Genomic DNA, 16,630 nt, shown 5'->3' on the forward strand with positions numbered 1-16,630 from the left:
CAAGAAGGTGTTATATTGTCTGAATTAGCAAGAAGATTAAACCAATGTAAAAAACCAACAGGTGATTCAGGAAAGCTTGTAGTGGAGGACATGAATAATAGTCATTTTGAACTTACCAGCTGGGGTATTAATAGTTTAGGACAGATAGAAGTAAGAGAAGCTCTTGATATAGGGTGCGGAGGCGGAAGAACAGTTAATAGGCTAGCACATATATATGAGCATGCAAAAATAATTGGCATGGATTATTCTATGGATTGTGTAAAATGGTCTAGAGAATATAATGAGGAATTAATCAAATTAGGCAGAGTTGAGATTATTAATGGAGATGCAAACAAAATTCCTTTTGAAGATAATAAATTTAATCTAATTACAGCAATAGAAACTGTATATTTTTGGCCGGATTTGTTTAGCAGCTTTAAAGAAGTACATAGAACATTAAATGAAGGCGGGAAATTTCTCCTTATAAATGAAATTTATAAGGATGATAAGTTTAAAGAACGTAATGATAAATTTATCCAAGAAAGTGATATGAAAATTTTCTCTCCTGAAGAACTTAAACAGCTTTTAATAGAGGCAGGATTTAGTTCTGTTAATTACAATACAGTTGAGAATAAAAATTGGATAAGTTACATTTCAAATAAGTAGATAAGAAGGCGGAGCATTACGCTCCGTTTTTTTATGCAATACAAAAAAGATTCGGTTCGCTATATGTTAAAAAAATATCAAAATAAACTGTATATTCTATTGACAATATGCAGGGAAAGGATTAAACTTAATTTGTGAAATTGAGAATTGATATCAATTGAGGAGGAGTGTCATGAATAAGATAATGGGATTAGATGAGTTGGAGATTAATTCAAAAGCAAAGGTGGTTAGTATAGCTACTGATAGCAGAATAAGAAGAAGAATCATGGATATGGGGATTGTTAGAGGTACAGAAATAACTGTGGAAGGAAAAGCACCGCTAGGAGATCCTATACAGATAAGCCTTAGAGGATACAATCTTAGTCTTAGAAAAAATGAAGCTAAAGAGGTTAAAGTAGAAGTACAAGTATAGAAGCATTCAATATTTTTAGGAGGAATCAATATGAGCAGAGGAATACCATTAAATGTTATTGATACTGGAAGACAAGCAACTGTAGATACAGTATGTGGTGGAGAAAATATGTGCAAAAAACTAATGGAAATGGGAGTAAATAAAGGTGCAGTAATTGAAATGGTGAAAAATGATTCAGGATCCATAATCATTAAACTTGGAGAGTCAAGGCTAGTACTGGCAAGAGGAATGGCTCAAAAAGTATTAGTACAGGAATTATAATTGTTAATTTAAGGGTATATGAAGTATAGAGGCTTTATGGCATATTCAAGTTTATTTTTGGAGGTATGAGATGAATAATGATTTAATAATAGCACTAGCTGGAAATCCTAATTGCGGTAAGACTAGCTTATTTAATGCACTTACAGGATCTAAGCAGCATGTAGGAAATTGGCCTGGAGTAACTGTAGAGAAAAAAGAAGGCAAGATGAAATCTGGAAACAAAAATATTACTGTAGTGGATTTACCTGGAACTTACAGCCTTGGAGCCTATTCTGAAGATGAAGTAGTTGCTAGAGACTTTATCTTAAAGGATAACCCCGATGTGGTTATAAATGTTGTGGATTCAACTAATATCGAGAGAAATCTTTATTTGACTATGCAAATCCTTGAAACTGGTGCAAAAGTTGTACTAGCTCTTAATATGATGGATGAGGCAAAAAATAAGAACATTGAAATTGAAGTGAAAAAGCTTTCAGAGCTTCTTAATATACCGGTGGTTCTTACTATCGCCACAAAGGGCATAGGATTAAAGGAATTAGTGGATGAAGCAGTGAAATTTGGACAAAATAAAGAGCATAAAAGCTATGATATAGATTATGGTAAAGAAATTAAAAATGAAGTAAAAGTTATAGAAAACGCTATAGCAAACAGCGGAGCAAAGTTGGACTATCCTTCTGCTTGGACTGCTATAAAGCTTATTGAAAATGATGAATATATAAACAAATACATAGGAGAAAAAGGCATAAGTGAAAGCATAAGGGGAAATATTCAGCAAAGTGTGGAAAGTTTGACAGCTTCCTTAGGATATGATCCGGATGCTTATATAATAGATAAGCGTTATGAAATTATTGGAGATTTAGTAAAGCATAGCGTAAAAAAAGGAAAACAGGAAAGAAAGGAAACTGCTTCAGATAAGATTGATAAAATTGTAACTAATAAATGGCTTGGAATACCTATATTTGCCATTATAATGTTTTTGATGTATCAGGTAACCATAGTTTTGGGAAATGGTATATTAAATGGATATGTAAATGATGCGTTTTCGACTTTGGGCAGTTGGGCAGGTGATTCTTTAAAAAGTATAGGAGCACCAGATATATTGACATCTTTCATCACTAATGGACTTATAAGCGGCGTAGGAGCTGTATTAGTTTTTGCACCTATGATATTTTTAATGTACTTTTTGATATCTATATTGGAAGATACAGGCTATATGGCTAGAGCTGCTTATGTAATGGATAAGTTCATGAACTCTATAGGATTGCATGGTAAAACAGCTGTTTCTATGATAATAGGCACAGGCTGCAATGTGGCAGGAATAATGTCTACTAGAACTCTTGAAAGTAAAAAAGACAGGATGATAGCAATTCTTATAGCTCCATTTATGTCTTGTACAGCTAGATCGACAGTTTATGCAGTATTTATAACAGCATTCTTTGGAAATAAAAAACTTGGTTTCTTAAGCTTAGGTGGTATCATAATATTTGCATTATATGTTCTAGGCATAGTAGTGGCCATTTTGGTAGGAAAGTTTTTAAGCAGTAAGGTTTTTAAAGGAGAAGACTCATACTTTATTATGGAACTTCCTCCATATAGAATTCCAACTTTAAAAGGAATATTGATTCATATGTGGGAAAAATCTGCAGCATATGTTAAAAAATGTTTTACAATAATATTATCAGTAGTTGTAGTGATATGGGTACTTTCTACCTTTCCTCTCGGAGTTGACTATGGAAGCAGAGACAGCTTAATAGGAATAATTGGCTCCTTTGTAGCACCTATATTTGCTCTTGCTGGATTTGCTAACTGGCAGGCTGCGGCATCATTATTAGCAGGCTTTGCAGCAAAAGAGGCTGTAGTTGGAACCATGGGAACTATATATGGTGTTGAGGAAGGACCTAAGCTTATAGCAGCAATACATTCAGCATTTACGCCTCTTTCTGCATTGTCTTTCATGGTAATGACTCTTTTATATGTTCCTTGTGTCGCTACTATAGCAGCAATAAGAAGAGAAACCAATTCTGGTAAGATTGCTACTTATGCAGTCATTTATACTTGCGTTATAGCGTGGGTTGCTGCTGTCATAGTATATCAACTTGGAAGGCTGATGGGGTTTAACTAAATGTCAGAGTTTTAAAAAACATTTATGTAAGAAATTATGATAAACAAATATATAATCTTAATTGAAAAATTTTGAAAGGGTGATTAATATGCTTATGAAGGTGCTTAAAAAACTATTCTCTGGGGAAAGATATTCAAATCATGCTATTGCAGAGGAGCTTAATATTGATGAGGGTTTAGTTGAGCATATGATAATTCAATTACAGCATATGGGCTATATTGAAAAAGAAGAAAAAGGAGGGGCAGCTTGCTCCTGCAGCGGATGCTCTCCTAAGAAGAAAGCAAGTTGCTGCTCCTCAAGTAATATACAGATAGGAATGTGGATTTTAACTCAAAAAGGAAAAAATGCATTGCAATCAATGTAAAAAATTAATATAATTTATATTGATATATGGTTATGGTTTAAATTTTTGTAGATGTCTATAATAATTTAAATCATAACTTTATTTTTATTAATATTTTATTAATAATATTGACATACAGACTTCATAAAAGAATAATAACATATTTCTGTGTTATTTAATCATTCAGTAGACTAAGAGGTGATAATTTTTGAAACTAGCATTGAAAAAAAATCTGTCAATAGTACCTCAAGAAAGCATTCTACTGTCAATAAAAGGCAATGCTTTTTCTATAATTACTATAGTATCTATATTAATCCAGTCTATTTTGTTCATGGGAACCATTGGGAGTGATGGTGCATCCAAATATATTTTCAATTCATATCAGGTTTTTCAATATAAGACTCTGTTAGTGATTTTATTTTCTATGATAATTGTTAGCTTTTCTTACTTATTCTCCAGAGGTAGGTTTATTATACTTTCAATATTTAATTTATTATATTCAATACTCATAATAGGAGATCTTTGGTATTATAGAGGATTTAGTGATTTTTTAAGTATTCATTCCTTAGGAGAGACGGGGAATTTAGGAAACTTTAACAAAATAGTTTTATCTATGGCACGTCCTATAGACAGCGTGTTTATTGTAGAAGATGTATTATTTTTATTAATAATGATTATTATTTTTAAAACAAATAAAATAAACAATAGGAGTATAAAAGGATTTTTGATATCATTTACTATTCCTTCCATAATTATATTTGGTATGCATATGAAATATGATAGTCATGGAGATGACTATGCTGGACCAGTTTTATTTAAAACTCAGTATATTCCATATTCTACTATGCAAAACCTAACCCCTATAGGATACCATTTTTATGACGGAATTTTATATGTAAGAGATACTATGCTTCATAGTTTAAACAGCAAAGATAAACAAAGCATAGATGATTGGATAAGCTATAAGAATGAAAATCTTCCAGATAACAGCTATGCAGGCATGATGAAGGGGAAAAATGTTATATTTCTTCAAGTAGAATCTCTAGAGAATTTTGTTATAAATCAAAAATATAATGGTCAAGAGATTACTCCTAATCTAAATAAGCTTTTAAGCAATAGTTTATATTTTTCTAATTTTTATGAGCAGGTGAACAATGGAAACAGTGGAGATGCTGATTTAATGGCAAATGCATCAGTATTACCAGTAAGAAGAGGAAGTACTTTTTATAGATATCCTAAAAATGACTATACTACCATAGCAGGTATCCTCAAAAATGAAAGCTATGTTACAAAATCAATGCATGCTTCAGATGGAGCCATATGGAATGTTTCTGCAGCAATTAAAAACTTTGGCTTTGACAATTCTATGGAATTAAATAGTTTTAAAGGTGCTGACATATACGGAATGGGTGTTACAGATAAAGACTTTTTAAGTAAGGTAATAAGCTCAGTTAAAGAAGAAAAGCAGCCATTTTATTATTATACAGTCACTGTTACAAGTCATGAACCATTTGACCTGCGTGATGATATGAAAAGTCTTAAATTTACTGATAACTTCGGAGAAACAGCCATGGGAAAATATTTCGATGCTATCCATTATACAGATGAAGCTATAGGTGATTTCATAAAGTCTTTAAATGAAAGCGGATTGGCAGATAACACTATGGTGGTTATATATGGAGACCATACAGGGGTTCATAAGTATGATCAGGATAAAATAGCAAATCTAAGCGAATATCAATCCTGGTGGGATGATGATACTAAGGTTCCATTTATAATATACAACAAAAATATTAAAGGAGAAGAGAAGAAAACCATGGGGGGAGAGGTTGATATATTGCCTACAGTTTCATATTTATTAGGAATCGACAAAGAAAAATATGAAAATACAAGCATGGGCAGAAACCTTTTAAATACTAATAAAAATTATGCTATTTTAAATAATGGAACTATAAAGGGAGAAGAGAGTTTAACTCAGCAGGATATAGAGCATGTAAAAAAATCTTTCGACATAGCTGATTTAATTATCGAAACCAATTATTTCAGCAGGAGTAAAAATAATAAATAATCATCATAAAATTTTATTTATTTCCAATAATATTGATATTAAATTTAATTTAATATATAATATTATTGGAAATTTGTTGTTTTATATACTTATTTTTGACATATTGTCTTAAAAATATAAGCTACTAAATTAATAATGCCATGTGTGGGGGTAATTTTTATGGATGTTTATATGGCTAGACAACCTATTTTTGATAGAAATAATAGTACTTACGCTTATGAATTACTTTTCAGAGGTGGAGAAAATAATAGTTATGACGCCAACAATGATGATTTAGCAACAATTGAAGTCATAAAGAATACTTTTTACATATTAGGTATTCAGAATGTTACTAATGGAAAAAAAGCTTTTATTAATTTTACTGAAGACTTAATAAAAAACGATATAGTATCTATGATTTCCCCAGACATAGTTGTAATTGAAGTGCTTGAAAATGTTAAGGGTACGCAGGAAGTATTTGAGAGCTGCAGAAAGTTTAAAGAAAAAGGTTATATTATCGCATTAGATGATTTCCTTTTTGAAAATGGGAATAGTAAACTTATAAGCTTAGCAGATATAATTAAAGTTGATTTTAAATTGACTAGAGGTATTGAAAGAAAAAATATAGTAAGCAAACTTTCCAATAGAAAAATCAAATTTCTTGCAGAAAAAGTGGAAACTTATGAGGAATTTCAAGAAGCGTTAAAATACGGTTATTCATACTTTCAAGGATATTATTTCAGTAAGCCAGTTGTTTTATCAGGAAAAGATATTTCTCCCATGGAATATGTTATTACTGAAATAATAAAGGAATTAGGAAACCCTGAATTTAATATAAAGAAGTTAGAAAAATTAATTCTTAAAGACGTATCCATTTCATACAGATTGCTTAAATTAGTTAACTCCTCGGCTTTTCGAGGTGAAAATGAAGTGAAATCTATAAGGCAAGCTATTATGCTGTTAGGTGAAACAGAAATTAAAAAATGGTTATATATAGCTGTATTTAAAAATGTGACTTCATCAAAGCCTAATGAACTTTTAGATTATGCACTTCTTAGAGCTAAGTTCGCAGAAAACATAGTAAATAAGATTTCTAAAACTAGTATAAGCTATGATGCTTATATGCTTGGAATGATGTCATTACTGGATGCTATGTTAGATATATCTATGGAAGATATAATGAAAGAGATGTCTTTGCCTCAAGAAGTAAAAGAAGCATTGTGCGGAAAGGAAAATTTCTTTAAGCATTTGCTTGATCTAGTGGTTGGCTATCAAGAAGGAGATTGGAAAAAGGTAAATGAAAATCTAGATAGGATAGATATAAGCTGCGAGAATTTGGCTGAAGCCTATTTAACAGCTATAGACTGGGTTCAATGTAACGAATGCTTTTATTAATTAAGCTATGTTTTAAATCAGTGTAAAAATCAACACTGATTTAAAACAGATTAATTTATAAAGTTATTTTGTATTTTTAGAATGCCCAATTTCCATCTTTAAATATCTGAATTTTTTCCCCATCGTAGGTTTCGCCTATAATATCTAAATCCTTGCCACCAACCATAAAATCGTTATGAGTTAAGCTGCTGTTTACACCATGAAGCTTAAGCTCTTCACTATTCATTTTTGTTCCCCCTTTTATGCAGGAAGGATATCCTTTACCAATAGCTAAGTGACATGAAGCATTCTCATCAAATAATGTGTTATAGAATATAATTCCTGTATTTGATATAGGTGAATCATAAGGAACTAAAGCTACTTCTCCTAGATAATGAGAACCTTCATCCGTGGATATAAGATTTTTTAAAGCTTCGTAGCCAACTTCCGCAGAAAAATCTATAATTTTACCCTCCTTAAATACAAGAGTAAAATTATTTATAAGAGAACCTAAGTAAACTAGAGGTTTAGTACTCTTTATTGTGCCGTTAACTCCATCTTTTTTAGGTACAGTAAATACTTCTTCTGTTGGCATATTTGCTACAAAATATATGTTATTAGCACTTACTTCTCCGCAGCCGCACCATTGGTGATCTTTATCTAATTCAATATTTAAATCTGCAGTAGAAGATTTATAATGAAGAGTTTTAAAGTGCTTTTCATTTAAGAATTTTACGTTCTTATTGTTTTTCTCTATGTGCTTTTTCCATGCTTCAACAGCATCTCCTTGATCAACTCTTGTAGTATAGAATATTTTTTCCCAAAGTTTTTCTACAGCTTCTTCAACTGGCATATCAGGGAAAACTTTTTTAGCCCATCCTTTTGTAGGTACACCTATTACACACCAAGGAACATCATTGTTCATAGTATATTTAAGTAAAGATTGAATTACATCAGTATAGCCTTTATTAAAAGCAGATACTCTGTCGTTAGGAACTCCTTTTAATAAATCTGGATTTGCAGAAGATATGCTCAAAAAAGCAGCTCCTTTTTTTCCGTTGATTTCAAAGGCTTCTCCAAGCCAGTTGGGATAGTCACCAAGTTTTTCTTTTGGAGCCTTTAGCATTTTTATACGATCAAGCTCTGCATCAGCCCATATAACTTCAACATTTCCAGCGCCCAAATCGTAAGCAGCTTCAGCGGCTAACCTTACAAAATCTGAGCATTCAATGCTAGAACGTATCACTAGAGTTTGATCTGGTTGAATATTTAAACCTGTTTGAACCACTAATTTCGCATAATTTTTTATCATTTCATCAAAATTTTTCATATAAAAATCCTCTCCTTGCCAAAATATAGTCTCTCGAACTGGAGGTGGTTTTAAATCAGTGTAAAATTTAACATTGATTTAAAACAGAACCTCTGTAATTAATATTATAGTACAATGAATAAAAAAATGTAAATAAAGAGTTTTTTTAGTATTTACATTTTGGGATATGGACTAGGACTATCAAGGAAATTAGACTATTGTGAATTTCAATGCTTGCTTAGAGAAGAATTAAAATCATAGTGCGTTTCCTCATTAGGAGCTTTTATTAATATGATTCCTCCTATGATGAAAAGAATTATAATGCTGAAGATGCCATTGCTTGTTTTATGAGTTAATTGAGTAGTAAATCCTACTAAAGCCGGACCCATAATGGCTGAAAACTTTCCGAAGATATTGTAAAAACCGAAAAACTCATTAGAATTCTCTTTTGGTACAAGCTTGCCGAAATAGGAACGGCTAATAGCTTGTATGCCACCTTGGGAAGTTCCTACCAGCATAGCTAAAATCCAAAAATCCAGAGTAGTCTTTAAAAAATATGCATAAATACATATTCCTATGTATATGACTATTCCAACAAAAAGCATTGATTTTCCTCTGAATTTTTCTGATAATTTACCATAGATTAATGAAAAAGGGAAGGCTACAAATTGGGTAACTAATAGTATTATTAAAAGACTTGTTTGAGTTATACCTAAATCTGAACCGTAGGAGGTAGCCATGGTTATTATGGTATCTACGCCATCAATATAGAAGAAATATGCTAATAGAAATACAAATATGGGTTTATGATGTCTTATATTTTTAAAAGTACTAATTATTCTTTTAAAGCTGTTTATTATAGGTTTAGGTTCTACCTCAATACCGTGAAGCTGCTTAACATTTTTTATCATTGGAACTGTGAATAGCCCCCACCATAAAGCCGTTATTATAAAAGCTATTCGGCAGGATAATCCCATTGATATAGGAAGTTTTCCACTTTGAGATAAAAACACTATTGCTATGGAAATTATGAAAGGTATTGTACTGCCTATGTAACCCCAAGCAAAGCCTGCAGTGGATACTCTATCCATTTTTTCTTTAGTGGTTACATCTACCAGAAAGGCGTCATAAAATATGCAAGAACCGGAGAAACCTATAGCTGTTATTCCATAGAATATCAATAACAGTATCCAAAGATTGGTTGGAATTGTAGCTAAAGATGCAGTAGAGAAAACGCCAATTAAATAGAAGAGATTAAAAAATTTACTTTTATAGCCTTTATAATCTGCTATAGTGCCAAGCAAAGGGGCCAATATAGATATTATTAAAGTTGATATTGAATTGGCATATCCCCAATAAGCAGTGGAATCCGAGGAGAGAATTCCACTGCTGGAGGCTGAAGACTTAAAATACATTTGAAATATAGTAGAAGTTATGGTCAAAGAGTAAGCTGAGTTTGCCCAATCATAAAGCACCCAGCTTTTTTCAATTTTATTGAGCTTCATAATATTCCTCCAATACTATTCCTCTAAAAAATTTTTTATGACTTTTCCATCGGGACAGTCAAGACTTAAGCCCATAAGTTTTGCTATTGTAGGACCTTCATCTATTAAATTCATGCTGTCTATAACTACTTTAGATCTAATTCCTTTGCCAGAAGCAAAAAACATGGTAGTGTAATTTTCTATGGTGGGTAAGTAGCCGTGAGTGGCTAAGGTATATGGATTATCTTTAGCAGATGATTTAATGTCATCAGTATAGTTTCCAGAGGCTTCGTCCACAAAGTAATATCCTTTAGAGGCCTCAAGCATGAAGGTACAGCTTGGATCTGCACCTAGAGCAGCGGCTTCGCTAGAGGTATATATGCTTTTTATGCAATTGTTATTTTTATTATTAAATTCAACTAGTTTATTATAAACTGAATCTTTTATTGATTTTTCTTTTATATATACATAACAGGAACCATCACAGGTTTTGCCTAGAGCCTTCCATTGTTTAATATTATCTTTAGAATCTATCTGTAAAAGGCCATCTTTTTTAAACATAGAATTTATTCGTATAATTTTATTTTCATCTATGGAGGCATGGTCACCTAAAAGAATAATCGCAGAATCTTCATATACGCCTTTACTCTTCAGCCTATCAATTACATCGCCAAGCCTTTTGTCATGACGAATTAGCGCGTCGCTTGCTTCCTTAGAATAGAATCCATGGTGATGCCTTTGAGAATCTAAATCAGTATAGTGTATAAGCATAAGGTTTGGTAAATATTTATCTATTGTATAAAGCACACTTTCGTGCACAAAGTTATCTAATTCTGGTTCATGTATCCCTTTTAATATGTGACCAAATTTTTTTACCAGCTTTATCTGATAAATAGGGCTTCCATTTAATAAAGAAACAAGCACTTGATTCTGCCAAGGCCTGTTAGCAAATATTTCTGGAAGGTTATATTGTATTTTGGATTTTGCGGTTACCGGCCACAAAAGTGCGGCTGCAGTTAGTCCCTTTTCTATTGCCTTATCATAGAAAGTATCGCTCTTAATATATTTTCTGTACCAGAACCAATCCGGTATTTTTCTTTCCGGCTGTATAAGAGTGTTATTTATAACTCCATGATTTTTAGGATATTTTCCAGTGACTATAGTAGCATGAGCAGGGTAGGTCAGAGACGGATATATAGAATAAACATTTTTGCAATAAGAAGCGGTTTGAATATATTTCTTAAAGTTTGGAAGATTATAAATGGTGTTGAAATCCAGTGATGAAAGTGCATCAAAGGATATTATTATAACATGTTTTGGAATTTTCAAATTACCAGTCCTCTCCTACAGTTTATAGATTAATTTTAGCAGATAATGAAATTAGTAGTAAGTATTTAGCGGAGAATTTTACTTAAAATTAATATACCTTATAGCTGCTATTTTACTGTAAGTTGTCAAAAAAATTACATTATGCTATCATACAATTTATAGGATACACCCAATAAATAAGTCAGGAGTTTACAATATGTTGAAATTTCAAGATATAAAAGAACTTTCAGTGGAGGAAAAGGAAAAACTATTTAAAGAGAGATATGTCGGCAGGCTGAAATTTATAGGAAAGCAGCATGGAATAATAAAAAAAATAGAAGCTTTAAATAAGAATACTAAGCCCAATCCTGAGAGATTAGCTGTAATAGAAGGAATATGGGGACTAAATTTACTTGTGGAAAATGATATTCCTTTAAAATATCTAATCGTAAGCTTTGAAGATATTTATACCATAGAGGCACAAGTGTTAATTGATAAATTGATAGATAAAGCTGAAGAAATTTTTGTACTTTCTAAAAGAGTATTTACTACAATAAGCGAGAAGGAAAATTCTCATGGACTTCTTGCAGTATGTTACCTTCCTTATAAGGAATTCCAAGATATTCAGTTAAAGAAGAATAATATAGTACTTGTGCTGGATGGACTTGAAATACCAGGAAATGTAGGTACTATAGTAAGATCTGCAGATGCTACTGGAATAGATGCAATAATAATTAACAATAGAAAAACAAGATTAAATCATCCAAAGTTAATAAGAAGCAGTTTAGGAGCATGCTTCACTGTTCCAATAATAGATAGCAATTATGATGAAACTAAAAAATGGCTGAAGGATAATAAATTTAATATTGTACTCACGGATACCAGAGCTGAAAAAAGCTATTTTGAATTTGATTATAATAATAGAGTAGCCATAATAATGGGAAGCGAAAAATATGGAATAGACGAGAGCTGGTATGAAGAAAAATATACCGGGATTTCAATACCTATGCTTGGAGAATGTGATTCGCTTAATGTAGGGGTAGCTGCAACAATAATAATGTATGAAGCATCTATGAAAAACAAAGAATTTATGAAAAGATAATATAGTTGATGATAGCAAATTAATAATGGATTTTCTATCATCAACTTTTTATGTATCAACGTATAATATATTTTTCTAATTCCTGCATGGTTTCTCTTTCTTGCGAAATTATGTTCTTTACGAGAACTGCACTTTCTAAATCCAAATCTCCCTTAACGATTTCTTCTGCCATATTTAGTCCTTTTTTCTCTCCTTCAAAAGCCTTCTTGCATAAGGTTTCTTTAGAATGTGCTCCAATGTTTTTTAAGCTAAGCATCATTTCGCCGATAGTGCCTGATATTCCAACGCTCTGAATAGGGGTGCCACCTAATTGCTTTATTCTAGAATTTAATTGAATAGCATGCTGCCTATGCCTATTTAAGACCTTTATCATGGCATTTTTAGCGTTAATATCTTCTAGCTTTTGTATATATTTTTCATAACTGCTTATTGCCATGTACTCACCTTTTAAAAAGGTATTGAGCTCTGATATAGCCGATGATTTTTCTTTATCCACTTTAACATCTCCTCAACATATGGTTGCTTTAAAAATTTTAGCATTAATATATGTAGAAAAGTAAATATTATGCATTATAAAAATATGAATAATTATAGGAATATATTGCATAAATATAAAAAGAGTATTATAATATTCATATGCGATGAATAAAATAAAATTTTTAAATAATAATATATAGTAAGATGTTTATTTGTCTAGAGGCAAGGGGGAGTAAAAATGAAAGATAAAGTTGTTTTAGCATATTCAGGAGGACTTGACACATCAATTATTGTGCCATGGCTCAAAGAAAATTATGACTGTGAGGTAATAGCAGTATGTGCTGATGTTGGCCAAGGAGACGATATGGAATACGTGAAGGATAAGGCCATAAGAATCGGAGCAGATAAAATTTATGTAGAAGATATAAAACATGAATTTGTAACTGAATATTTATACAATTACATAAAAAGCGGAGCAAAGTATGAAGGAAAATATATGCTGGGAACATCTCTGGCAAGACCTTCTATAGCAAAAAAGTTAGTAGATATAGCTCACGCTGAAGGAGCAAAATATATATGTCACGGCTGTACAGGAAAAGGAAATGACCAGGTAAGATTTGAAACTGCTGTTGCTTGTTTTGATCCAACTATACAAATAATAGCTCCTTGGAGAATTTGGAACATAAAATCCAGAGAAGATGCTATAGATTATGCAGCTTCAAAGGGGGTAGAGGTACCTGTAACTAAAGAAAAGATATATTCTAGAGATAAAAATTTATGGCATCTAAGCCATGAAGGTGGGGATTTGGAAGATCCTAAAAATGAACATAAGAAAGATTTATATCAGATGACAGTTCATCCTGAAGATGCACCAGATAAACCAGAATATGTGGAAATTTATTTTGAAAAGGGAGTGCCTCTTAAAATTAATGGAGAGCAGCTTTCACCAGTAGATCTTATAAATGAATGCAATAAGATAGCTGGAAGAAATGGAGTAGGAGTAATAGACATAGTAGAAAATAGACTTGTTGGTATGAAGTCAAGAGGAGTATATGAAACTCCAGGCGGAACTTTATTGTATGAAGCACATGAAGCTTTGGAAAGATTAACCATAGATAAGAACACTTCTCATTATAAGCAAATGATTGGAATCAAATATGGAGAACTTGTTTATGATGGACTTTGGTTTACTGAGCTCAGAGAAGCTTTAGACGCATTCATAGATGTTACCCAGAAGAATGTTACTGGTACAGTTAAAATGAAATTATATAAAGGCTATATTATGGTTGCATCTGTAGATGCTGAAAAGCCGCTTTATGATGAAGGAATATCGTCCTTTGGAGCTAGTGAACTTTATGATCACAAGGATGCAGAAGGATTTATAAAATTATTCTCTCTACCATATAAAATAAAGGCAATGATTAAAGATAAGGAATGATATTATGAAGCTTTGGGGCGGAAGATTTAAAGAAAAAGAAAATAAGCTTATGGAAGATTTTAATTCTTCCTTGAGCTTTGATAAAAGATTATACCAAGAAGACATAAAAGGCAGCATTGTTCATGCTGAGATGCTTGAAAAATGTGGAATTATAAGCGGTGAAGATGGAAAAAAAATAATTGGGGGCTTAAACGATATATTTGAGAAGCTTGTCAATGGTGAAATGCAGCTTGACGGTGACTATGAAGATATACACTCTTTTATCGAATTAAATCTAACTGAAAAAATTGGTGATGCTGGCAAAAAACTTCACACTGCAAGAAGCAGAAATGATCAAGTAGCTGTGGATATGAGATTGTATTCTAGAAAGAAAGCCTGCGAAGTTATTGAATACATAGATGAGCTTGTAAATGTACTTATGAAAAAAGGAAATGAAAATGAGGTTATAATGCCTGGTTATACACATCTTCAAAGGGCTCAGGTAGTGACTTTCAGATATCATATGCTAGCATATGTAAATATGCTTTTGAGAGATAGAAGGCGTATAGAAAATGCTATGGATATTTTAAATGAAAGTCCACTGGGCTGCGGAGCTTTAGCTGGAACTACCTATGAAATAGATAGAAGATATACCGCTGAAAATCTTGGATTTAAAAAGCCGGTTGATAATTTCTTAGACGGAGTTAGTGATAGGGATTATCTAGTAGAATTGATATCAGATTTTTCAATAATTATGATGCATCTTAGCAGACTTAGCGAAGAACTGATACTTTGGAGCAGCAAAGAATTTAGTTTTGTTGAAATGAGCGATGAATATTCTACAGGAAGCAGTATAATGCCTCAAAAGAAAAATCCTGATGCAGTAGAGCTTATCAGAGGAAAAACTGGCAGAGTATATGGAGACCTTATAAGAATCCTTACAGTTCTTAAAGGAATACCTCTGGCTTATAATAAGGATATGCAAGAGGATAAAGAAGGATTCTTTGATGCTGTAGATACTGTTCTTTCATGTCTTAAGATAATGAGCGGCGTTGTAAGCACAATGACTGTAAAGAAGGACAATATGGAACAGGCAGTTAAGAAGGGCTTCTTAAATGCTACAGAAGTTGCAGATTATTTAGTTTGCAAAGGCATGCCTTTTAGAGATGCACATAAAGTGGTAGGAGAAATAGTTCTCTATTGTGAAGAAAAGAAAAAGGATATTCTATCTATTTCTATGGGCGAATTTAAAAGCTTCACTGAGCTTTTTGATGACAGCATATATGAATATATTGAATATAAAAATATATTGAAAAAAGGCATAAAGAAAGAAATAGGACTTTAAATAATAGAGCTGACGCTAATTGGTTTAGTGTCGGTTTTTTATTTGTAAAACGAAAGCTATGTTTATAATATTTGAATTAAAAAGTTGCATAGTTTTGTGCTATAAAGTAAAATCAATACTAATAGTATATAATGGTTAGCATTTATTGAAAAATGTAAACTGCAGACAGGGAGGGCTAGTATGTCTGAAAGACAAGAATATATGAAAAATGTGAAGAGAATAGTAGTAAAGGTAGGCTCTTCTACACTTACTTATTCTAATGGTCGTTTAAACTTAAAATGTATAGACAATTTAGCTTGGCAGATTGCTGATCTTCATAACAGAGGAATTGAAGTTGTTTTAGTTAGTTCCGGAGCAATAGCAGCAGGTATGGGGAAACTAGGAATTAATACTAAGCCAAAGAGCATACCTAAAAAGCAAGCGTGCGCTGCAGTGGGGCAGGTGGCACTTATGCATATGTACGATAAAATTTTTGGGGAATATGGGAAAAGCACTGCGCAAATACTTATAACAAGAGAGGATATGAATCATAAAGATAGGCTTATCAATGCTAAAAATACCTTTAATGCTTTGATAAAAGATGGAGTGATCCCAATAGTTAATGAGAACGATGCTATAGTTACGGAAGAAATAAAAATAGGAGATAATGATACGCTATCTGCATATGTATCTAATCTTGTACAAGCACAATTATTAATATTGCTTTCTGATATAGATGGTTTATATGACTCTAACCCAAACACTAACGAAAATGCTAAACTTATAGAATACATACAGAAAGTCAACGATGATGTTTATAGACTTGCTGATGGGGAAGGTTCAAAGTTTGGCACTGGAGGAATGTTTACAAAGTTGAAAGCGGCAGAAATAGTTAATTTAAATGGAGCTGCTATGGTTATAGTAAATGGAGCTACTAAAAATATTTTAGAAAGTGTAATTCAAGGAGAAAATATAGGAACATTTTTCGATTCCAAATATTAATTT

The 16,630-nt window shown here is 32.0% G+C and carries 15 protein-coding genes; 11 read left to right on the forward strand and 4 right to left on the reverse strand.

Features of this window, described 5'->3' with window-relative positions; genetic code table 11:
- The first annotated feature begins 15 nt into the window (after nucleotides 1-15).
- The 7 genes from IAI10_RS00610 (at nucleotide 16) to IAI10_RS00640 (ending at nucleotide 7,225) form a co-directional block, all read left to right on the forward strand.
- A complete protein-coding gene (locus IAI10_RS00610) occupies nucleotides 16-645 on the forward strand; it encodes a class I SAM-dependent methyltransferase (RefSeq protein ID WP_315671363.1) in 630 nt (209 codons plus the stop codon).
- Between the two features lie 172 nt (nucleotides 646-817).
- A complete protein-coding gene (locus IAI10_RS00615) occupies nucleotides 818-1,057 on the forward strand; it encodes a ferrous iron transport protein A (RefSeq protein ID WP_315671364.1) in 240 nt (79 codons plus the stop codon).
- Between the two features lie 30 nt (nucleotides 1,058-1,087).
- Entirely contained in the window at nucleotides 1,088-1,318 is a 231-nt protein-coding gene (locus IAI10_RS00620) for a FeoA domain-containing protein (protein ID WP_315671365.1), read from the forward strand.
- Between the two features lie 70 nt (nucleotides 1,319-1,388).
- The gene (feoB, locus tag IAI10_RS00625; RefSeq protein WP_315671366.1) at nucleotides 1,389-3,440 is read left to right on the forward strand and encodes a ferrous iron transport protein B; all 2,052 of its coding nucleotides are present in this window, start codon (nucleotides 1,389-1,391) and stop codon (nucleotides 3,438-3,440) included.
- Between the two features lie 88 nt (nucleotides 3,441-3,528).
- The gene (locus IAI10_RS00630) at nucleotides 3,529-3,804 is read left to right on the forward strand and encodes a FeoC-like transcriptional regulator (RefSeq protein ID WP_315671367.1); all 276 of its coding nucleotides are present in this window, start codon (nucleotides 3,529-3,531) and stop codon (nucleotides 3,802-3,804) included.
- A gap of 187 nt (nucleotides 3,805-3,991) precedes the next feature.
- Complete coding sequence (locus tag IAI10_RS00635) at nucleotides 3,992-5,851, forward strand: LTA synthase family protein (RefSeq protein WP_315671368.1); 1,860 nt, start codon at nucleotides 3,992-3,994, stop codon at nucleotides 5,849-5,851.
- 159 nt (nucleotides 5,852-6,010) lie between these two features.
- Nucleotides 6,011-7,225: an HDOD domain-containing protein gene (locus tag IAI10_RS00640; RefSeq protein WP_315671369.1), complete on the forward strand. Its 1,215-nt coding sequence runs from the start codon at nucleotides 6,011-6,013 to the stop codon at nucleotides 7,223-7,225.
- Between the two features lie 76 nt (nucleotides 7,226-7,301).
- Here IAI10_RS00640 and IAI10_RS00645 read toward each other — a convergent pair whose 3' ends face one another.
- From IAI10_RS00645 to IAI10_RS00655, 3 genes are all read right to left on the reverse strand, one after another.
- Nucleotides 7,302-8,534, reverse strand: coding sequence for an aminopeptidase (locus tag IAI10_RS00645; protein ID WP_315671370.1), 1,233 nt, complete (start codon nucleotides 8,532-8,534; stop codon nucleotides 7,302-7,304).
- A 206-nt stretch (nucleotides 8,535-8,740) separates the two neighbouring features.
- Nucleotides 8,741-10,021, reverse strand: a complete 1,281-nt coding sequence (locus tag IAI10_RS00650) for an MFS transporter (RefSeq protein ID WP_396334330.1) — start codon at nucleotides 10,019-10,021, stop codon at nucleotides 8,741-8,743.
- Nucleotides 10,022-10,033: 12 nt separating this feature from the next.
- Complete coding sequence (locus IAI10_RS00655; protein WP_315671372.1) at nucleotides 10,034-11,326, reverse strand: ectonucleotide pyrophosphatase/phosphodiesterase; 1,293 nt, start codon at nucleotides 11,324-11,326, stop codon at nucleotides 10,034-10,036.
- 196 nt (nucleotides 11,327-11,522) lie between these two features.
- Between IAI10_RS00655 and IAI10_RS00660 the strand changes: the two genes are divergently transcribed.
- Nucleotides 11,523-12,407 carry an RNA methyltransferase gene (locus IAI10_RS00660; RefSeq protein ID WP_315671373.1) on the forward strand — a complete coding sequence of 295 codons (885 nt, stop codon included), beginning with the start codon at nucleotides 11,523-11,525 and terminating at the stop codon, nucleotides 12,405-12,407.
- Nucleotides 12,408-12,462: 55 nt separating this feature from the next.
- Here IAI10_RS00660 and IAI10_RS00665 read toward each other — a convergent pair whose 3' ends face one another.
- Nucleotides 12,463-12,903: a DUF2383 domain-containing protein gene (locus tag IAI10_RS00665; RefSeq protein WP_315671374.1), complete on the reverse strand. Its 441-nt coding sequence runs from the start codon at nucleotides 12,901-12,903 to the stop codon at nucleotides 12,463-12,465.
- A gap of 219 nt (nucleotides 12,904-13,122) precedes the next feature.
- Here IAI10_RS00665 and IAI10_RS00670 point away from each other — a divergent pair, with 219 nt between their 5' ends.
- From IAI10_RS00670 to proB, 3 genes are all read left to right on the forward strand, one after another.
- The gene (locus IAI10_RS00670; RefSeq protein ID WP_315671375.1) at nucleotides 13,123-14,322 is read left to right on the forward strand and encodes an argininosuccinate synthase; all 1,200 of its coding nucleotides are present in this window, start codon (nucleotides 13,123-13,125) and stop codon (nucleotides 14,320-14,322) included.
- A gap of 4 nt (nucleotides 14,323-14,326) precedes the next feature.
- Nucleotides 14,327-15,646 carry an argininosuccinate lyase gene (argH, locus tag IAI10_RS00675; RefSeq protein WP_315671376.1) on the forward strand — a complete coding sequence of 440 codons (1,320 nt, stop codon included), beginning with the start codon at nucleotides 14,327-14,329 and terminating at the stop codon, nucleotides 15,644-15,646.
- Nucleotides 15,647-15,826: 180 nt separating this feature from the next.
- Entirely contained in the window at nucleotides 15,827-16,627 is an 801-nt protein-coding gene (gene proB, locus IAI10_RS00680) for a glutamate 5-kinase (protein WP_315671377.1), read from the forward strand.
- Nucleotides 16,628-16,630 lie beyond the last annotated feature (3 nt).

The sequence above is a fragment of the Clostridium sp. 19966 genome (assembly GCF_032335695.1).
Taxonomy (GTDB): domain Bacteria; phylum Bacillota; class Clostridia; order Clostridiales; family Clostridiaceae; genus JACTOJ01.